This window comes from Variovorax sp. 01N425, from assembly GCF_056399465.1.
The window spans coordinates 1-18,721 of record NZ_JBFTRJ010000026.1 but is presented as its reverse complement, the minus strand read 5'-3'; the positions used below and the strand labels follow the sequence as shown (position 1 = coordinate 18,721).

Annotated in this window: 23 protein-coding genes; 14 read left to right on the top strand and 9 right to left on the bottom strand. The window is 68.2% G+C overall.

The features are described 5' to 3' along the window. Nucleotides 1–39 precede the first annotated feature (39 nt). Both AC1DSC_RS30615 and AC1DSC_RS30610 read left to right on the top strand, forming a co-directional pair. Nucleotides 40–1,785, top strand: coding sequence for a proline--tRNA ligase (locus tag AC1DSC_RS30615; RefSeq protein WP_369663451.1), 1,746 nt, complete (start codon nucleotides 40–42; stop codon nucleotides 1,783–1,785). Beyond that, a complete protein-coding gene (locus AC1DSC_RS30610; RefSeq protein ID WP_018906810.1) occupies nucleotides 1,782–2,441 on the top strand; it encodes a lytic transglycosylase domain-containing protein in 660 nt (219 codons plus the stop codon). The genes AC1DSC_RS30615 and AC1DSC_RS30610 overlap by 4 nt, the downstream gene beginning before the upstream one ends. Before the next feature lie 7 nt (nucleotides 2,442–2,448). Here the strand turns inward: AC1DSC_RS30610 and paeA are convergent, their stop codons facing one another. From paeA to hemA, 6 genes are all read right to left on the bottom strand, one after another. After that, nucleotides 2,449–3,732 (bottom strand): polyamine export protein PaeA, encoded by a 1,284-nt coding sequence (paeA, locus tag AC1DSC_RS30605; RefSeq protein WP_015866984.1) that lies wholly within the window; start codon nucleotides 3,730–3,732, stop codon nucleotides 2,449–2,451. A gap of 145 nt (nucleotides 3,733–3,877) precedes the next feature. Beyond that, nucleotides 3,878–4,372: a cupin domain-containing protein gene (locus tag AC1DSC_RS30600; RefSeq protein WP_027731018.1), complete on the bottom strand. Its 495-nt coding sequence runs from the start codon at nucleotides 4,370–4,372 to the stop codon at nucleotides 3,878–3,880. A gap of 14 nt (nucleotides 4,373–4,386) precedes the next feature. After that, entirely contained in the window at nucleotides 4,387–4,722 is a 336-nt protein-coding gene (gene grxD, locus AC1DSC_RS30595) for a Grx4 family monothiol glutaredoxin (RefSeq protein WP_027730704.1), read from the bottom strand. 29 nt (nucleotides 4,723–4,751) lie between these two features. Then, a complete protein-coding gene (gene prmC / locus AC1DSC_RS30590) occupies nucleotides 4,752–5,603 on the bottom strand; it encodes a peptide chain release factor N(5)-glutamine methyltransferase (RefSeq protein WP_369663450.1) in 852 nt (283 codons plus the stop codon). Next, nucleotides 5,600–6,688, bottom strand: a complete 1,089-nt coding sequence (gene prfA, locus AC1DSC_RS30585) for a peptide chain release factor 1 (protein ID WP_015866980.1) — start codon at nucleotides 6,686–6,688, stop codon at nucleotides 5,600–5,602. Before prfA ends, prmC begins: the two co-directional genes overlap by 4 nt. Before the next feature lie 100 nt (nucleotides 6,689–6,788). Continuing rightward, complete coding sequence (gene hemA, locus AC1DSC_RS30580) at nucleotides 6,789–8,060, bottom strand: glutamyl-tRNA reductase (protein WP_369663449.1); 1,272 nt, start codon at nucleotides 8,058–8,060, stop codon at nucleotides 6,789–6,791. A 134-nt stretch (nucleotides 8,061–8,194) separates the two neighbouring features. Here hemA and AC1DSC_RS30575 point away from each other — a divergent pair, with 134 nt between their 5' ends. After that, the gene (locus tag AC1DSC_RS30575) at nucleotides 8,195–8,470 is read left to right on the top strand and encodes a hypothetical protein (protein WP_278878741.1); all 276 of its coding nucleotides are present in this window, start codon (nucleotides 8,195–8,197) and stop codon (nucleotides 8,468–8,470) included. Between the two features lie 154 nt (nucleotides 8,471–8,624). Next, nucleotides 8,625–9,395, top strand: coding sequence for a Crp/Fnr family transcriptional regulator (locus AC1DSC_RS30570; RefSeq protein WP_369663448.1), 771 nt, complete (start codon nucleotides 8,625–8,627; stop codon nucleotides 9,393–9,395). Nucleotides 9,396–9,404: 9 nt separating this feature from the next. Here AC1DSC_RS30570 and AC1DSC_RS30565 read toward each other — a convergent pair whose 3' ends face one another. The 3 genes from AC1DSC_RS30565 to flgA form a co-directional block, all read right to left on the bottom strand. Further along, complete coding sequence (locus AC1DSC_RS30565; protein ID WP_369663447.1) at nucleotides 9,405–9,851, bottom strand: flagella synthesis protein FlgN; 447 nt, start codon at nucleotides 9,849–9,851, stop codon at nucleotides 9,405–9,407. Nucleotides 9,852–9,856: 5 nt separating this feature from the next. Continuing rightward, nucleotides 9,857–10,156 (bottom strand): flagellar biosynthesis anti-sigma factor FlgM, encoded by a 300-nt coding sequence (flgM, locus tag AC1DSC_RS30560; RefSeq protein WP_369663446.1) that lies wholly within the window; start codon nucleotides 10,154–10,156, stop codon nucleotides 9,857–9,859. A gap of 75 nt (nucleotides 10,157–10,231) precedes the next feature. Next, nucleotides 10,232–10,945, bottom strand: a complete 714-nt coding sequence (gene flgA, locus AC1DSC_RS30555) for a flagellar basal body P-ring formation chaperone FlgA (protein ID WP_369663445.1) — start codon at nucleotides 10,943–10,945, stop codon at nucleotides 10,232–10,234. A gap of 166 nt (nucleotides 10,946–11,111) precedes the next feature. On the opposite strand from flgA, the gene flgB reads away from it, so the two are divergent. From flgB to AC1DSC_RS30505, 10 genes are all read left to right on the top strand, one after another. Then, nucleotides 11,112–11,522 (top strand): flagellar basal body rod protein FlgB, encoded by a 411-nt coding sequence (gene flgB, locus AC1DSC_RS30550; protein WP_369663444.1) that lies wholly within the window; start codon nucleotides 11,112–11,114, stop codon nucleotides 11,520–11,522. Between the two features lie 17 nt (nucleotides 11,523–11,539). After that, on the top strand, nucleotides 11,540–11,956 hold the full coding sequence (gene flgC / locus AC1DSC_RS30545; protein WP_015866972.1) for a flagellar basal body rod protein FlgC: 417 nt from the start codon (nucleotides 11,540–11,542) through the stop codon (nucleotides 11,954–11,956). 23 nt (nucleotides 11,957–11,979) lie between these two features. Continuing rightward, complete coding sequence (locus tag AC1DSC_RS30540) at nucleotides 11,980–12,666, top strand: flagellar hook assembly protein FlgD (protein ID WP_478131994.1); 687 nt, start codon at nucleotides 11,980–11,982, stop codon at nucleotides 12,664–12,666. A 92-nt stretch (nucleotides 12,667–12,758) separates the two neighbouring features. Continuing rightward, nucleotides 12,759–13,973, top strand: a complete 1,215-nt coding sequence (gene flgE, locus AC1DSC_RS30535) for a flagellar hook protein FlgE (protein ID WP_015866970.1) — start codon at nucleotides 12,759–12,761, stop codon at nucleotides 13,971–13,973. Nucleotides 13,974–13,980: 7 nt separating this feature from the next. Beyond that, a complete protein-coding gene (locus AC1DSC_RS30530; protein WP_278878777.1) occupies nucleotides 13,981–14,727 on the top strand; it encodes a flagellar basal body rod protein FlgF in 747 nt (248 codons plus the stop codon). Nucleotides 14,728–14,767: 40 nt separating this feature from the next. Then, nucleotides 14,768–15,550, top strand: a complete 783-nt coding sequence (flgG, locus tag AC1DSC_RS30525; RefSeq protein ID WP_015866968.1) for a flagellar basal-body rod protein FlgG — start codon at nucleotides 14,768–14,770, stop codon at nucleotides 15,548–15,550. Next, a complete protein-coding gene (locus tag AC1DSC_RS30520) occupies nucleotides 15,547–16,230 on the top strand; it encodes a flagellar basal body L-ring protein FlgH (RefSeq protein ID WP_369663443.1) in 684 nt (227 codons plus the stop codon). Before flgG ends, AC1DSC_RS30520 begins: the two co-directional genes overlap by 4 nt. Then, nucleotides 16,230–17,363: a flagellar basal body P-ring protein FlgI gene (locus AC1DSC_RS30515; protein WP_369663442.1), complete on the top strand. Its 1,134-nt coding sequence runs from the start codon at nucleotides 16,230–16,232 to the stop codon at nucleotides 17,361–17,363. The genes AC1DSC_RS30520 and AC1DSC_RS30515 overlap by 1 nt, the downstream gene beginning before the upstream one ends. Nucleotides 17,364–17,371: 8 nt before the next feature. After that, the gene (gene flgJ, locus AC1DSC_RS30510) at nucleotides 17,372–18,349 is read left to right on the top strand and encodes a flagellar assembly peptidoglycan hydrolase FlgJ (RefSeq protein WP_369663441.1); all 978 of its coding nucleotides are present in this window, start codon (nucleotides 17,372–17,374) and stop codon (nucleotides 18,347–18,349) included. Between the two features lie 22 nt (nucleotides 18,350–18,371). After that, on the top strand, nucleotides 18,372–18,721 hold a 350-nt coding region (locus AC1DSC_RS30505), incomplete at its 3' end, for a chemotaxis protein CheW (protein ID WP_478131993.1).

Here is an 18,721-nt window from a genome sequence, read left to right as displayed (position 1 = left end):
GTCTTCCCCAAGATTCTTAAATCCACCAGCGCGATCCCGATGAAAGCTTCCCGATTTTTTGTCTCCACCCTCAAGGAAGCGCCCGCTGACGCCGAGGTCGCGAGCCATCGGCTCATGATGCGCGCGGGCATGATCAAGAAGCTCGGCACGGGCATCTACACCTACATGCCGATGGGGCTGCGCGTGATCCGCAAGGTCGAGGCGATCGTGCGCGAGGAAATGAACCGCGCCGGCGCGGTCGAGCTCACGATGCCCGTGGTGCAGCCGGCCGAGTTCTGGCAGGAGACCGGCCGCTTCGACAAGATGGGCCCCGAGCTGTTGCGCATCAAGGACCGGCACGACCGCGACTTCGTGGTCCAGCCCACCAGCGAAGAGGTGGTGACCGACATCGCGCGCCAGGAAATCCGCAGCTACAAGCAGCTGCCGAAGAATTTCTACCAGATCCAGACCAAGTTCCGCGACGAGCGCCGTCCGCGCTTCGGCCTGATGCGCGGGCGCGAATTCATCATGAAGGACGCCTACAGCTTCGACCGCGACCTGGATGCGGCCAAGGCCAGCTACCAGGTCATGGCCGATGCCTACCGCCGCATCTTCGACCGCTTCGGCCTGCGCTACCGCGCGGTGGCGGCCGACAGCGGCGCCATCGGCGGCGACCTGAGCGAAGAGTTCCAGGTGATTGCCGCCACCGGCGAAGACGCCATCGTTTACTGCCCCGGCAGCGACTACGCGGCCAACATGGAGAAGGCCGAGGCGCTCGCTCCGGCCGGCCCGCGCCCGGCAGCGGTCAAGGCGCTCGAGAAGACGCCCACCCCGGGCAAGAGCACCTGCGCCGACGTGGCCGAACTGCTCGGCGTGCCGCTCTCGACCACCGTCAAGTCGCTGGTGCTGGCAACGGACATCCTCGACGAGGCCGGCAACCCCAAGGGTTCGCAGGTCTGGCTGCTGCTCCTGCGCGGCGACCACGACATGAACGAGATCAAGGTCGGCAAGGTGCCGGGCCTGGACAAGGGCTTCCGCTTCGCGACGCTGGCCGAGATCGACGACCACTTCGGCTGCAAGCCCGGCTACCTCGGCCCGCTGAACCTCAAGAAGCCCGTCAGGCTCGTGGCCGACCGCGAGGTGATGGTCATGGCCGACTGGATCACCGGCGCCAACGAGGTCGACTTCCACATGACCGGCGTCAACTGGGGCCGCGACCTGCCCGAGCCCGAACTGGTGGCCGACCTGCGCAACGTGGTGGCGGGCGACGCCTCGCCCGACGGCAAGGGCGTGCTCGCGATCGAGCGCGGCATCGAGGTGGGCCACGTGTTCGTGCTCGGCACCAAGTACAGCAAGGACATGAACGCCACCTACCTGGACGAAGCCGGCAAGCCGCAGTTCCTCGAGATGGGCTGCTACGGCATCGGCATCACGCGCCTGCCGGCCGCCGCCATCGAGCAGAACCACGACGAGCGCGGCATCATCTGGCCCGACGCGCTGGCGCCGTTCACGGTGGTGGTCTGCCCGATCGGCATGGACCGCAGCCCCGAGGTCAAGGTGGCGGCCGAAGCGCTGTACGAGCAGCTGCTCGCGGCCGGCGTCGACGTGCTGCTGGACGACCGCGGCGAGCGCCCGGGCGCGATGTTCGCCGATTGGGAACTGATCGGCGTGCCGCACCGCGTGGTCATTTCCGACCGCGGCCTGAAGGAAGGCCAGCTCGAATACCAGCACCGCCGCGACACGGCGGCCACCAAGGTGCCTGCCGCGGGCATCGCCGAATTCATCGCCGGCAAGTTCGCGCAATGAGCCTGGAGGGCGGCCTCTCGCGGCGCCGGTGCCTGGTGGGCGGCGCCGCGGCGGCGGGCGCCCTGGCGGCGCTGTCGCTGCCGCAGGCCGCGCACGCCGGCGCGCAGATCGAGGAGCCGCTGATCGACTCGGTGCGCACTGCGCTGAGTTCGGCCGTGCACAACAAGGCGCCGCCGGTGCCCGAGTTCTCGAGCACCGAGGCCCGCCTGACCTACCTGCGCTGGCTGGGCGAGATGAGCGAGCGCCTCAAGAAGAAGATTGCCGACTGGCCCACGCGCAAGGAATTCCTGCAGACCGCCTGGTATGAAGCCAAGCGCTCGGGCCTGGACGTGAGCCTGGTGCTCGGGCTGATCCAGGTCGAGAGCAACTTCCGCAAGTTCGCGGTGTCCAGCGCTGGTGCGCGCGGCTACATGCAGGTCATGCCGTTCTGGACCCGCGTGATCGGCGACAGCGACCCGGCCAAGCTGTTCCACATGCAGACCAACCTGCGCTTCGGCTGCGTGATCCTGCGCCACTATCTCGACCGCGAGAACGGCGACCTGTACATGACCCTCGGGCGCTACAACGGCAGCCGCGGCAAGGCGCCGTACCCGAGCGCCGTGTTCGCGAACCAGCGCCTCTGGACCTTCGTGGACCGCGACCGCTCGGCTGCCTGAGGGCGAGCTAGGTTTTCGTGACCATGACCTGGTCGATGCGGTAGCTGTCGACGTCCATCACCTCGAAGGTGTAGCCGCCCCAGCTCACGCTGTCGGTGCGCTTGGGCACCCGCCGCAGCATCACCATCAGGAAGCCGGCCAGCGTTTCGTAGTCGTCCGGATGCGGCATCTCGTCGATGTGCAGCGCGCGCTGCACGTCCTGGATCGGCGTGACGCCGTCGATCAGCCACGAGTTCTCGTCGCGCTTCACGATCTGTTCCTCGTCGGGCATGGACACCAGGTCGCCCATCACCGTGCTCATCACGTCGTTGAGCGTGATCACGCCCACCACCAGGCTGTATTCGTTGACCACGATCGCGAAGTCTTCGTGCGCCTGCTGGAACTGCTCGAGCACCTCGGTGAGCGTGAGCCGGTCGGGAATGACCAGCGCCTTGTGCAGCGTGAGGCCCTGGTCGAACGCCAGCGGCTGGCCGCTGAGCACGCGCTGGAACATCTCCTTGGCGTCGACATAGCCGAGCACATGGTCGATGTCGCCGTCGCACACCGGGTAGGCCGAAAAAGGCTCGGCCACGATGCGCGCCCGCAGCACCGATTCGGGGTCGTCGTGCAGGAACCAGGCGATGTTGTCGCGCACCGTCATCACGCTGCTGACCAGCCGCGTGTCGAGTTCGAACACGTTGGCGATCACCTGCTGCTCGCGCACCGCGAGCACGCCCGCGCGCGCACCGGCCTCGGTCATGGCCAGGATGTCGGCCGAGGTGATCTTGTCGTCGCGCACCAGCGGCATGCCCAGCAGCTTGAAGAGCATGTCGGTGGAGCGCGTGAAGAACCACACCAGCGGCTTGAAGGCGGTGATCAGCACCATCATCGGGCCCACCATGCGAACCGCGATGCGCTCGGGGTCGCTCATGCCCAGGCGCTTGGGGAACAGGTCGGCGAACACCAGGAACACCGCGATGACGATCACGAACGAGCACAGGAAGGCCACGTTGGCCGAGGCTTCCACGCTCATCCAGCCTTCGAGGAAGCGCGCGAAGTAGGGGCTGAGCGAGCCCTCGCCGACCACGCCGCCGAGGATCGCCACCGCATTGAGGCCGATCTGCACCACGGTGAAGTAGTGGCCCGGCTGCTCCTGCACGCGCAGCACGCGCTCGGCCCGCGCATCGCCCTCGTCGGCCATCTGGCGCAGGCGCAGGCGCCGCGAGGCGGCCAGCGTGATTTCGGCAAGGGAGAAGAACGCGCTCATCGCGATCAGCAGGACGATGATGAGCAGGCTTTGGGTGAGGGTCATGGTGGCACGGCGAAGTGCACGATGGTGCCATGACCCGGAGCACATTCCAGCGAACACCGCGGAACCGGCTTTGCCGGGCCGCTGGTGTTGCCCCCGGAAGGGGGAGGGAGAAGCGACACGAAGTGCGCGCAGCCTGGGGGAGAGCCTAGACGCCGCCGTGCGGGTGGGTCGGGTCGACCCACAGGACCGATTCGGGTTTTTCTACCGGCTCGATATCGAGATTGATCGCCACCGCCTCGCCGTCGCTGCGGCACAGCACGCATTCGAGCGGCTCGGTGGCGCTGGCGTTGATTTCCTGGTGCGGCACGTAGGGCGGCACGTAGATGAAGTCGCCCGGGCCGGCCTCGGCCGTGAACTCGAGCTTCTCGCCCCAGCGCATGCGGGCCCGGCCGCGCACCACGTAGATCACCGATTCGAGGTGCCCGTGGTGATGGGCGCCGGTCTTGGCGTCGGCATGGATGGTGACGGTGCCGGCCCACAGCTTCTGCGCGCCGACGCGCGCGAAGTTGATGGCCGCGGCGCGGTTCATGCCGGGCGTCTGGGCGGTGTTGGCGTCGAGCTGGTTGGCCGCGATCACGCGCACGCCGTCGTGCTTCCAGGCCGGCGCGGCCTTGCCCTCGTGGCCGTGGTCGTGGCTCATGGAGGGCCGGAAAATCAGGCCGCGTTGCTGCCGCTGCCGCCCAGCACCTGCTGCAGCTCGCCCGACTCGTACATCTCCATCATGATGTCCGAGCCGCCGACGAATTCGCCCTTGACGTAGAGCTGGGGGATCGTGGGCCAGTTGCTGTATTCCTTGATGCCTTGGCGGATGCCATCGTCTTCGAGCACGTTGACGGTCTTGAGCGTCCTGGTGTCGACGCCGACCGCCTTGAGGATCTGGATCGCGCGGCCGGAGAAGCCGCACATCGGAAAGCTGGCGTTGCCCTTCATGAAGAGCACGAGGTCGTTGGTCTTGACGAGATCGTCGATGCGTTGCTGGGCGTCGGACATGGGAACTCCTGAAAAATGGGCTGGGGGGATTATTTCACCGTGCGCCAGATCCCGCCGGAACAGCGCTGGATGCCGGCAAGGTCGTCGCGGCTTTGCACTTCGGCAAAGCCGCGGGCCTGGAGCAGCTGGCGCACGGCCGCGGCCTGGTCGTGGCCGTGCTCGAGCAGCAGCCAGCCGCCGTCCGCCAGGTGCGCGGGGGCCTGCTGCACGATCTGGCGGATGTCGGCCAGCCCGTCGGGGCCGGCCACCAGCGCCGCCAGCGGCTCGTGCTGCAGCGCCGCCAGGTGCGGGTCGCCGGCCGCGATGTAGGGCGGATTGCTGGCAATGACCGCGTAGCCGCCGGCCGCGCCGTCGAGCCAGTGGGCCTGGCGAAAGCGCACCGGCAGGCCCAGGCGCTGCGCATTGGCCTTGGCGACGGCCAGTGCGTCGGCGCTGGCATCGACCGCGTCGACCAGCGCATCGGGGCGCGCATGCTGCAGCGCCAGCGCGATCGCGCCGCTGCCGGTGCCCAGGTCGAGCACCTGCGGCGCCTTGCGGCCTTCGAGGCATTGCAGGGCCCAGTCGACCAGCGTTTCGGTATCGGGGCGCGGCACCAGCACCCGCGCATCCACCTGCAGGCCGAGGCCGTGGAATTCCTTTTCGCCGAGCAGGTAGGCCACCGGCTCGCCCGCCAGCCGGCGCGGCAGCTGCGCCGAAAGGGCGGACCAGGCCGCTTCGGAAATGGCGTCGGTGTCGTGCGCCAGCAGCCAGGCGCGGTCGTGCGGCGCGCGGCCCAGCGCATGCAGCAGCAGCAGTTGCGCGTCGAGCCGGTCGACGCCCAGCGCCACGGCCGCGGCCAGCGCCTGGGCCACGGTGGACGGCGTGGTGGCCGTGGCCGTCATGCCGGCAGGCTCGATTCGAGCTCGGCCAGCTGCTCGGCCTCGCGCGCGGCGCGCAGCGCGTCGAGCACGTCGCCGAGGTCGCCTTCCATGATGGCCTGCAGCTTGTAGAGCGTGAGGTTGATGCGGTGGTCGGTGAGCCGGCCCTGCGGGAAGTTGTAGGTGCGGATGCGGTCGGAGCGGTCGCCGCTGCCGATCAGCCCCTTGCGCATGGCGGCGTCCTTGGCGGCGCGCTCGCTGCGGTCCTTTTCCTGGATGCGCGCCGACAGCACCTGCAGCGCCTTGGCCTTGTTGCGGTGCTGGCTGCGGTCGTCCTGGCACTCGGCCACGATGCCCGTTGGAATGTGCGTGATGCGCACGGCCGAGTCGGTCTTGTTGATGTGCTGGCCGCCGGCGCCGCTCGCGCGGTAGGTGTCGATGCGCAGGTCGGCCGGGTTGATCTGCACTGCCACGGTTTCGTCGGGCTCGGCCAGCACGGCCACGGTGCAGGCGCTGGTGTGGATGCGGCCCTGGGTCTCGGTGGCCGGCACGCGCTGCACGCGGTGGCCGCCCGATTCGAAGCGCAGGCGGCCGAACACGTCGTTGCCGGCGATGCGGATCACCACTTCCTTGTAGCCGCCGAGCTCGCTCTCGCTCTCGCTCACCACTTCGCAGCGCCAGCCGGCGCGCTCGCAGTAGCGCGTGTACATGCGCAGCAGGTCGCCCGCGAACAGCGCCGACTCGTCGCCGCCGGTGCCCGCGCGGATTTCGAGGAAGGCGTTGCGCGCGTCGTCCGGATCCTTGGGCAGCAGCAGGCGCTGCAGCTCTTCCTCGAGCTGCACGAGCTCGGCCTGCGCGGCGGCGATTTCTTCGCGGGCCATCTCGGCCATGTCGGGGTCTTCGAGCATTTCGGCCGCGCCGGCGATGTCGGCTTCGCGCTGCTTGTAGCGCTCGTAGCGGCCCGCGATCTGCGTGATCTCGGCGTGCTCGCGCGAGATGGTGCGGTACTGCGCCATGTCGCTCATGATGTCTTCGCGCGAAAGCAGGAAGTCGAGTTCGCCCAGGCGCTGGGCATAGCGTTCGAGTTGGTGGCGCAGAAAGGTCTTCACGGCGGAAAGGAGCTCGGAAAAATGGGGAAGGGCGCCGCGGTGCCGCGGCAGGGCGCATGTGGGACCGCGGCCGGCAGGGCCGGGCCGCTGGCGAGCGTCGCTAACGCTCTTTGCGCAGGAACAGGCGCGAGATGGTCTGCGCGGTGTGCTCGCGCGATGCGGCGTCGCCCGCGTGCAGTTCGGCCATGGCGCCGTGCAGCAGCTTCTGCGTGAGCCCGCGCGACATGGCCTCGAGCACCGCATCGACCGATTCGCCCTTGGCCAGCAGCTTGCGCGCGCGCGCCATCTCGGCGGCGCGCCACTCGTCGGCCTGGGCATTGAGCTGCTGGATCAGCGGCACGGTGCCGCGCTGGCCGAGCCAGTGCATGAAGCTCTGCACGCCGGCGTCGATGATGACCTCGGCCTCGGCCACGGCGGCCTGGCGGTTGGCCTGGCCCTGCTGCACCACCTGGGCGAGATCGTCGACGGTGTAGAGGTAGATGTCCTCGAGCGCCTTCACCTCGGGCTCGATGTCGCGCGGCACGGCCAGGTCGACCATGAACATCGGGCGGTGCTTGCGGGCCCTGAGTGCGCGCTCGACCGCGCCCAGGCCGATGATCGGCAGCGTGCTGGCGGTGCAGCTCACCACGATGTCGAACTCGGCCAGCCGGCTGGGCAGGTCGGCCAGCCGCATGGCCTCGCCGCCGAAGCGCGAGGCCAGCTTTTCGCCGCGCTCGAGCGTGCGGTTGGCAATGGCGATGGACTTCGGGTCCTTGGCCGCGAAATGCGTGGCGGCCAGGTCGATCATCTCGCCCGCGCCGACGAACAGCACGCGCGTCTGGTGCAGGTCTTCGAACAGCTGGCCGGCCAGCCGGACGGCCGCCGCGGCCATGCTGATGGAATGCGCGCCGATCTCGGTGGCGGTGCGCACCTCTTTCGCGACCGCGAAGGAGCGCTGGAACAGCTGGTTGAGCGTGCTGCCGAGCGCGCCGGCGGTTTCGGCCGCGCGCACGGCGTCCTTCATCTGGCCGAGGATCTGGGCTTCGCCGAGCACCATCGAATCGAGCCCGCTGGCCACGCGGAAGACGTGGCGCGCAGCCTCGTCGTCCTGCAGCGTGTAGGCATGCGAGCGCAGCAGCGCGGGCGCGACGCCGCCGCTCTCGGCCAGCCAGCCGACCGTGTGGTCGAGCGCGGCATGCTCGGCGGCGCAATAGATCTCGGTGCGGTTGCAGGTGGAGATGATCGCGGCCTCGACCTGCGGATGGCGGCCGCCGGCAAACGAACTGCGCAGGCTCTGCAGCGTGGGCGCCAGCTGATCGAGCGCGAACGCGAAACGACCGCGCAGATCGAGCGGCGCGGTCGTGTGGTTCAACCCGAGGGTCCAGACTGACATATCCACTGATTATAAAATCAGCAGCAGCCATGCGGCCGCCAAGGGGCTTGGCCGCATGCAACTCCACACAACAAGGGCGCCGCGAGCGCCCTTGGCCTTATCCGGCGGCCCTCGCTCGATACCCATTCCTACCCATGTCGCTGCTGGATCTTCTCAATCACCTGCTGAACTTCGTGGCGCCCGCGCTGGCCGTCGGCTTCCTGTGCGCGCTCATGGGCCGGGCCTTCCGGCGCAAGGCGGGCGGCAGGGCATGGTGGGCCCAGGGCGCGATCAATTCAGGCGTGGGAGCGCTGGTGCTGCTCGGCGGCGTCGTCCTTGCAGGGCGCGACGGCGCGATGGCGACCTACGCGGCGCTCGTTGTCGCCTGCGGTACAAGCCAATGGCTGGTCTCGGGCGGCTGGCGCGCGTAGTTCGCCAAGTCATGCGATGATGTTGCGTGTCCAGATGTTACCGACTGTTAGTATATGAGTCTAATCTGGTAAATATTCACATTTAGAGAGCGGGGAGAGTTGCAGGCAGCCGCTTTGAGCCAATATGCGGCAAGGCAGCCCATGGACGGTACAGATGTATTTGCATCCTCTTATTGCCAGCGTTCCCCCGGATGAGCGCGCAGCCTTCGTTCAGCGCATCGAACTTCGGTCCTACCGGCGCAACGAAGTGGTGCTGGCGGCGGACGAATGGTCCGACCGCATCTACTGCGTGGCCACCGGCCTGCTGCGGGTGGTGGTGCAGGGCAGCGGAGACAGCGGCGACGTCACGACCGACTTCATCCGGCAGGACGACTTCTTCCTGAACTCCGCCCTGATCGAGGAGCGCTACCAGGCCGGCGCGACCCTGGTGGCGGCCTTGCCCACCTCGCTGTACCTGGTGCCCACGCTCGAATTCAAGGCGCTGTGCGACCGCCATCCGGCCGTGACGATGGGCCTGCTCGACGTGGTCATGAAGCGCACCACGGTGCTGCGCAGGCAGATCCGGCAGATTTCATCGGCCTCGTCGGAGCGGCTCATCAGCCGCATCCTGCACGAGCTCACCGTGCTGGCGCCGGGCACCGACGGCGGCTACGACAAGCGCATCACCCAGTCGGTCATCGCCTCCTATTCGGGGCTTTCCAGGATGCAGGTCAACAAGACCATGCGGGACCTGGAGCGCCGCGGCCTGGTCAGGCGGGACGAGCACGGGGTGTATGTGCCGCCGCACTTCGCGTCGTCGGACTTCCAGGAGCTGCCGTCGACTGAGCCGAGTCCAACTGCCAAGGATTCCGGCGAGGTGAATCAGTCGTTCTTCTCGGAGTTGTTCGAGGCGCCGCCCAAGTCGGGCAAGACGACTCGCAAGTAGATCTGCGGCTCAGCCCACCGCCAGCCGCGTTCCCGCGGCGCTGGCGGCCTTGCGGATGCCGTCCGGCCCGTAGAAGGGCTGCGCGCCGGCCTGCAGGTAGTGCAGCGCGTTCTGCGTGAAATCGAGCTGGCTGTACACCATGGCGCCATTGCGGCGGTTGCAGGCCTTGGCCTGCTGCGCCAGCTCGACCAGTGCCGTCCAGGCGGCAAGCGAGGCCTCGCCGTCCGCCTCGGCGGCGGCATCGGCGCCCGCGCGCCCTGGCTCGAAACCCCGCGCCACCTGCGCCGATTCGCGCGCCTGGTCGAGTGCCGCCATGCGGTCGAGCAAGCCGGCCTTGCGCCTGGTGAGCGAAGGCAGCTCGGCAAAGAGGCCGTTCTTCATGGCCTCTGCCTCCCGCTCCAGCACCGACAGGAATTCCTCGATACAGGTTTTTTCGGCCAACAGGTGAAGCAGCATGGCGTTCAGAGCTTTCCGTTTTCGTGGAGCAGATCGCGCACGCTGGCGAGCAGGCCGCGGGCGATCCGGTCGGGGTGGATTTCATAGCGCCCGGCCCGGATGTCCTCGCGGATCGAGGCAACGCGCGCCGCGTCGAAATCGGAGTTGGGCGCCTCGGGCATCGAATGCACCTGGGCCGACGACGAGAGCTTCACCGCGTTCCTGCCGCCCTGGACGGCGTCGGTGCCGCTGGCGGGCGAGGACGCCGCGCCCTTGTTCGTTCGGGGGAGCGGTGTGGCCGAAGGGGCGAATGGATCGATTTTCAAGATGGTTCCTCAAAGGGCTGCCTGGTGTATCGGCAGTTCGGGCCAGAACTTTAGGGCAGTGCGCATCGAATGCGGCTACTGCGGCAGGCGGACCTGCCCTTCCTCGTCGGCCACGCCGCTGACCATGCGGCCGTCCACGGTCCTGGCCCGCACGGCCGCACCGGCGCTGGCGCTGCTCATCGCGCGTGCTTCGGTGCTGACCACATAGCCCGGGCCTTCGGCAACGACCTTGATGGTCTGGCCCTGCTGGATCACGGCCACGCCGCGCATCAGTTCGCGCCTGAGCGGCGCGCCGGACGCGATGCGGTTGGCGGCCACCACGCCCTGCAGTTCGGCAAGGTCGGTCACGACCGAGCGCGGCAGGGCGGTGAGATCGCCATTGCGGGCGATGAAGTCGCCCGCGCCCAGGGCCTGGCCGGTATCGATGTTGCGCGCGGCCACCAGGTAGCGCCCCTCGACCGCCACATGGGCCAGCACATAGCGCGTCCAGGGCTTTTGCTCCGAGTGGCAGCGCAGGCCGACCGACACCCGGCCCCACGCCGCGGCGCCGCGCGGCAGGAAGGCCTCGAGCGCATCGCAGGCGGGCAGCGGACCCGATGCTGGCGCCTCGACGCGGATGCCGACCTTGCCCGGCAGTCCGGCGGCCTGGGCCTGCAGCAGGCTGTCGACGGCGGCGCGCGCATCGCCCGTGAGCGGCGCCGCGGCCACGCACATCGCCGCGCCCAGCCCGGCCGCCAGGGCAGGCAGCACGAGCTTCAGGCGGCGTGGGCGGCAAGGGATTTTTTCCATGATGGGTGCCCGGCAATTCTAGGAAGGCGCACCCGATCCGAAGATTCGAAGTGCACGCCAAATGCCCCTTTGTTCGGGCCATTGCGAACGCAGTGCATGCATAGACTCGCTTTCCATCTGTCGCCATGCCCCGCCAGGGACGCGACGCCTCGAAAGATGGAAACACATGATCGACAAGCTGGATGCGGCGCTTCGCTTCAACCGCGAAGCACTGAACCTTCGGACGCAGCGCCAGGAAGTGCTCGCGGCCAACATCGCCCACGCCGACACGCCCAACTACAAGGCGCGTGACTTCGATTTCGCGAGCCGCCTGACACAGGCGGTCGAGCACGGCCGCGCGGCGCAGCAGCCGGTGCAGATGGCCGCCACGTCGGCGCGCCACATCCAGGCCGATGCGCCGCCCTCGATGCCCGAGCGCGACCTGCTGTACCGCGTGCCGAGCCAGGCCAGCATCGACGGCAACACGGTGGAGATGGATGCCGAGCGCATCAACTTCGCCGACAACGCGCTGCGCTACGAAGCCAACCTCACGGTGGTCAGCGCCAAGATCAAGTCGCTGCTCTCCGCTGCGCAATAAACAGGAAGGAGCCGCACATGCCGCATCCCGGTGCTTCCATGAACATCTTCAGCGTGGCGGGCTCCGCCATGGCCGCGCAGTCGCAGCGCATGAACGTGACGGCCAGCAATCTTGCCAACGCCGAGAGCGTGGCCGGCCCCGACGGCAAGCCTTACCGCGCCAAGCAGGTGGTCTTCGAAGTGGACGCCTCGGGCCAGCAGGACATCGGCGGCGTGAAGGTGGCCGGCGTCATCGAGGACCCCTCGCCGCTGAAGATGGTCTTCGACCCGAAGAACCCGCATGCCGACGCCAAGGGCTACGTGGCCATGCCCAACGTCAACGTGGTCGAGGAGATGACCAACATGATTTCCGCCTCGCGCAGCTACCAGGCCAACGTCGAGGTGCTCAACACCGCCAAGACGCTGATGGTCAAGACGCTGAGCATCGGCCAGTAACCCCCCACATCCCAACAAGAACCATGGCCATTTCCGACACCTCTTCCATCTCCGGGCTCAACGCAGCCACCGCCGCGTCGAGCGCCGGCAACGTCTCGGGAGCGGACAGCGAGCAGCGCTTCCTCAAGCTGCTGGTGACGCAGCTCAACAACCAGGACCCGCTCAACCCGATGGAGAACGCCGAGCTCACGTCGCAGCTCGGGCAGATGAGCACCGTGAGCGGCATCGAGCGGCTCAACAGCGCGCTCAGCGGACTGGTGAACCAGACCGGCGCCAACCAGGTGCTGCAGGCGGCATCGCTCATTGGCTACAACGTGCTGTCGCCCGGCAACACCATCGCCGCCACGGAGCCCAAGGCCGGCGAGGAACCGGCGGCCGTGCCCTTTGCCGTGCAGCTGCCGGCCACCGCCGGCACCGTCGAGGTGAAGATCGTCAATGCCGCGGGCAACACCGTGCGCACCTTGACGCTCGGGCCGATGACCGAGGGCGTCAACGCCGTCAGCTGGGACGGCAAGGCCGACGACGGCAGCACGGCCCCGGCGGGCGCCTACAGCTTCAGCGTCGCGGCCGCCAACAACGGCACGCGCGTGGAGGCCACTTCGCTGGTCTTCTCGCAGGTGGCCGCCGTCAAGCAGGGCGCCAGCGGCGTCACGCTCGAACTGATGTCGGGCCAGAGCATCGGCCTGGCCGACGTGCGCATGTTCCTCTGAGCAGCTGTCGCGCGCTGTCTTCCTCATCGGCAGCGGCCCGTGCGCCGCAGGCCATTTCTTCTTCTTCATTGCACTGAAACAAGGATTCGATCATGGGCTTTTCCCAAGGCATCAGCGGCCTGTCCGCAGCCGCCGCCAACCTGGACGTCATCGGCAACAACATCGCCAATTCGGGCACGGTCGGCTTCAAGTCGGGCGCGGCAACCTTCCAGGACGTGTATGCGGGCTCGCGCGTCGGCCTGGGCGTGGCGGTGTCGGGCATCGTGCAGAACTTCACGCAGGGCTCGGTGCAGACCAGCAGCCGGCCGCTGGACGTGGCGATCCTCAACGGCGACGGCTTCTTCCGCCTCAGCAGCCCGAGCGGCGAGGTGATGTATTCGCGCAATGGCCAGTTCACGCGCGACAAGGACGGCTTCATCGTCAACGCCGCGGGCCTGCGCCTGACGGGCTACGGCGTCTCCGCCACCGGCGGCCTGGACGGCGGCACGCCGGGCCCGCTGCAGGTCCAGACCACGGCCATGAGCCCGAAGGCGACCACCGCCATCAACGCCACCTTCAACCTGGACGCGCGCGGCACGGTGCCCACCAAGACGCCGTTCTCCGCCACCGATTCGGCCACCTTCAACTATTCGAACGCGCTCGGCCCGGTGTTCGATTCGCTCGGCAATCCGCACGAGCTCGGCGTCTTCTTCGTGAAGACCGGCGCCAATGCCTGGGACGTGTACGGCGCGGCCGACGGCAGCGCGCTCAATGGCGGCGCGCCGATCTCGACGATGAGCTTCGACGGCAACGGCAACCTGCTCACGCCGGCCGGCGGCAAGCTGACGCTGCCCACGATGAATTTCGGCAACGGCTCGGTGGCGCTCAACGCCACGGTGGACCTTTCGGGCACCACGCAGTTCGGCAACGTCAACGAGATCAAGACGCTCAAGCAGGACGGCTACACCTCCGGCACGCTGACCTCGTTCTCGATCAACCCCGACGGCACCATCACCGGCAAGTTCTCCAACGAACAGACCACGCTGATGGGCCAGGTGGTGCTGACCTCTTTCGCCAACCCCAACGGCCTGGAACCGATGGGCGAGAACGTCTGGGGCGAAACGCTGGCCTCGGGCCAGCCGCTCACCGGCACGCCGGGCGCGGGCACCAAGCAGGGCTCGCTCGCCTCGGGCGCGCTGGAGGCATCGAACGTCGACCTGACCTCCGAGCTCGTCAACCTGATCGTCGCGCAGCGCAGCTACCAGGCCAATGCGCAGACGGTGAAGACGCAGGATCAGGTCGTCCAGACCCTGATCAACATCCGCTGAGCCGCCCATGGACCGCATGCTGTATGTCGCGATGAGCGGCGCCAAGCAGGCCATGGAGCAGCAGGCCTCCGTCGCCAACAACATGGCGAACGCCTCCACGCCCGGGTTCCGCGCGCAGATCAACAGCTTTCGCGCGGTGCCGGTGACCGATGGCGCCGAGGCGACGACGCGCGCCTACGTGGTTGCCACCACGCCGGGCGCCGACTTCAGCCACGGTCCGCTCACGGAAACCGGCCGCGCGCTCGACGTTGCCATTCACGGCGACGGCTGGCTCGCGGTGCAGACGCCCGATGGCGGCGAGGCCTACACCCGCGTGGGCAACCTGCAGGTGAACGCCGAAGGCCAGCTCACGACCATGGGCTCGCTGCCCGTGGCCGGCGACGCCGGCGCACTGGCGGTGCCGCCCGGCTCCACCGTCGCGATCGCGGCCAACGGCCTCGTGACGGCGCGCGGTGCCGGCGACCCGGCCATCGGCATTGCCGAGGTGGGCCGGCTGAAGCTGGTCAACCCGCCCGTGGCCGACCTGGTGCGCGGCGCCGACGGCCTTTTTCGCATGCGCGAGGGCCTCGCGCCGGCCGAGCCCGATGCGGCCGTGACCGTGACCACCGGCGCGGTCGAGGGCAGCAACGTCAACGGCGTGGAGGCCATGGTGGCCATGATCGCCAACGCCCGCAGCTTCGAGATGCAGATGAAGTCGATGCACAGCGCGGACGAGAACGCGCAGTCGGCCAACAAGCTGCTGGCGTACGGCTGAGCCCGCGCCCCACCACCCATTTCCCCAAGGATTTTTTGCCATGATGCGCTCGCTCTACATCGCCAAGACCGGCCTGGATGCCCAGCAGACCCAACTCGACGTGGTGTCGAACAACCTTGCCAACGTCGGCACCACGGGCTTCAAGCGAAGCCGCGCCGTGTTCGAGGACCTGATGTACCAGAACCTGCGCCAGGTCGGCGGCCAGACCTCGGACCAGACCCGGCTGCCTTCGGGCCTGCAGGTGGGCACCGGCGTGCACGTGGTCGCCACCGAGCGCATCCACTCGCAGGGCAACCTCACCAAGACCGACAAGCCGACCGACGTGGCCATCAACGGCGGCGGCTTCTTCCAGGTGCTGATGCCCGACGGCACCACCGCCTACACGCGCGACGGCTCGTTCCAGACCGACCGCGACGGCCAGCTCGTCACGGCCAGCGGCTTTCCGGTGCAGCCGGCCATCACGCTGCCCGCCAACGCCACCAGCCTGACCATCGGCCGCGACGGCATCGTGTCGATCACGCAGGCCGGGCAGACCAACACGGTGCAGGTCGGGCAGCTGCAGCTGGCCACCTTCCTGAACCCGGCCGGCCTGCAGAGCAAGGGCGAGAACCTCTATGCGGAAACCGATGCCTCCGGCGCGCCGAACCAGGTCAACCCCGGCATCGACGGCGCGGGCATCCTGAGCCAGGGCTACGTGGAGGCTTCGAACGTCAACGTGGTCGAAGAGCTCGTGAACATGATCGCCACGCAGCGCGCCTACGAGATCAACAGCAAGGCGGTCCAGACCTCGGACCAGATGCTGCAGCGCCTGGCGCAGTTATGACCTCCCGCACCTTGTGCCTGGCGCTGTCGGTGGCTCTTGCCGTGCTGGCCTCGGGCTGCGCGCAGGTTCCGCGCGAGCCGCTGGTGCACCAGCCGATGACGGCGCGGGCGGAGAACATGGCTTCGATGCCGCGGCGTGCCAACGGCGCGATCTTCCAGGACGGTCCCGGCGGCAGCGCGCTGTTCGAGGACCGCCGGCCGCGCAACGTGGGCGACATCCTGACCATCGTCATCAGCGAGCGCGTCAACGCGAGCAAGAACTCGGGCGCAACGGCAAGCCGCACGGGCAGCCTGGCGGCCGACTTCGCCGGCATTCCGAAGCTGCTGGGTTCGCTGCTCGACGGGCAGGACGCCAAGCTGTCGGGCGGCAACAAGCTCGACGCCAAGGGCGGCGCCAACGCCAACAACACCTTCAACGGCGTGATCACGGTCACGGTGGTGGACGTGATGCGCAACGGCAACCTGCTGGTGAGTGGCGAGAAGCAGATGGGCATCAACCAGGGCACCGAGTACATCCGGTTCTCGGGCGTGGTGAACCCGCGCACGGTCTCGGGCAGCAACACCGTGCCTTCGACGCTGGTGGCCGATGCGCGCATCGAGTACACGGCCAAGGGCTACATCGACGAGGCGCAGCACATGGGATGGATGCAGCGCTTCTTCTTGAACGTCATGCCGTTCTGATGACTCACCCCCAAATCATGAATTTCTTCTGCAATGTGCGTTCGTTGATCGGCTTTGCGGCGCTGTGCGCCATCACCCTGTGTTCACCGGCGCAGGCCGAGCGGCTGAAGGAGCTCGCGAGCATCCAGGGCGTGCGCGACAACCCGCTGATCGGCTACGGCCTCATGGTCGGACTCGACGGCACGGGCGACCAGACCATGCAGACGCCGTTCACCACGCAGAGCCTCAACAACATGCTGCAGCAGCTGGGCATCACGATTCCGCAGGGCGTGAACATGCAGCTCAAGAACGTGGCGGCGGTGATGGTCACGGCCACGCTGCCTTCGTTCGCACGGCCCGGCCAGAACATCGACGTGACGGTGTCCTCGATGGGCAATGCCAAGAGCCTGCGCGGCGGCACGCTGCTGATGACGCCGCTCAAGGGCGTCGACGGGCAGGTCTATGCGATCGCGCAGGGCAACATGGTGGTCGGCGGCGCGGGCGCGTCGGCCAACGGCAGCAAGGCGCAGGTCAACCAGCTCGGCTCGGGCCGCATCCCGGCCGGCGCGCTGGTGGAGCGCAGCGTCGAGGCGCCGGTGGGCGGCGAAGGCAGCTTCACGCTGGAGCTCAACCGCTCCGACTTCGGCACGGTGCAGCTGGCGGCCGACGCCATCAACCGGCAGTTCGGCGCGGGCACGGCGCAGGCGCTCGACGCCCGCGTGATCCAGGTGCAGGCACCCGCGCCGCAGGAGCGCGTGGGCTTTCTCGCGCGGCTCGAGAGCCTCGAAGTGACGCCGACGCAGGCGGTCGCGCGCGTGGTGGTCAATGCGCGCACCGGCTCCGTGGTCATGAACCAGGCCGTGCGCGTGAACGACTGCGCGGTGGCGCACGGCAACCTCTCGGTGGTCATCAACACCGAGCCCGTGGTGAGCCAGCCCAATGCATTTTCCGGCGGCTCCACGGTGGTGGGGCAGACCTCGCAGATCTCGATCAGCCAGGGCGGCGGCGCGCTGCAGATGGTGCGCGGCGGCGCCTCGCTGGCCGATGTGATCAAGGGCCTGAACAGCCTGGGCGCCAATCCGCAGGACCTGGTGTCGATCCTGCAGGCCATGAAGTCCGCCGGCGCGCTGCGCGCCGAGCTCGAGATCATCTGAGCATCGCCATGGCCATCACCGAAAGCAGAAGCGGCGCGCTGGACCAGCGCCTTGCACTCGACGTGCAGGGTGTCGATGCCTTGCGCTACACCGTGCGCAGCTCGCCCGAAGAGGGCCTGAAGCAGGTGTCGCGCCAGTTCGAGGCACTGTTCATGAACATGGTGCTCAAGAGCATGCGCGAGGCCACGCCTTCGAGCGGCTTGCTGGAGAACCGCGACCAGAAGATCTACATGTCGATGCTCGACCAGCAGCTCGCGCAGAACCTCTCCGGGCGCGGCGTGGGACTGGCCGAGGCCATGCTCGCGCAGCTCAGCCGCGCGGCGCCCTCGGGCGAAGCAGACGGCAGCGGCAGCGAAGGCATCTCGCTCGCGCCACGCGCGGGCATCGCACTCACGCCGCAGTCGGGCATTCCGCTCGGCTCGTCGCCATCGTCATTGCCATCCGCACCGGCAAGGCCATCGGCCGCATCGGTGGACCTGGGCATCTACCAGCGCAACAGCGACCGCTCGGCCGCGGGCGCCGTGGCTTCGCTGCAGGGCAATGTCGACAGCTTCGTGCAGCGCATGGGCGGTTCCGCGCAGGTGGCGAGCGAGGCGAGCGGCGTGCCCGCGCCGCTGATCCTCGCGCAGGCCGCGCTCGAATCGGGCTGGGGCAAGCGCGAGATCCGCGCCGACGACGGCACCCAGAGCTTCAACCTGTTCGGCATCAAGGCCGACCGCAGCTGGAAGGGTCCGGTGGTGGAGACCACCACGACCGAATACGTGGACGGCGAGCCGCAGCGCGTGCGCGCGAAGTTCAGGGCCTACGCCTCCTACGACGAGGCCTTCACCGATTACGCCCGGTTCATCACGCGCAACCCGCGCTACGCCGGCGTGCTGGCCGCCGACACGCCGGCCGAGGCCGCGCACGGCCTGCAGAAGGCCGGCTACGCCACCGATCCCCAGTACGGGCAGAAGCTCGTTCGCATCATGCAGAAGTTCAGCTGAAGGAATCCATATGGCAGAGATCATGACCCCTCCACAACACCGGGGCGCCGCGGCGCCTGCCACCTCGAGCCGGCTGGAGGTGGTGACCTTCACGCTGGGCCAGGAGGAATACGGCATCGACATCCAGAAGGTGCAGGAGCTGCGCGGCTACGACGCGGTGACGCGCATCGCGAACGCGCCGGAGTACATCAAGGGCGTGGTGAACCTGCGCGGGATCATCGTCCCGATCATCGACATGCGCATCAAGTTCAGGCTGGGCACGCCCAGCTACGACCAGTTCACGGTGGTGATCGTGCTGAACATTGCAGGGCGCGTGGTGGGCATGGTGGTGGACAGCGTGTCGGACGTGATCACCTTGAGCGCGGAGCAGAT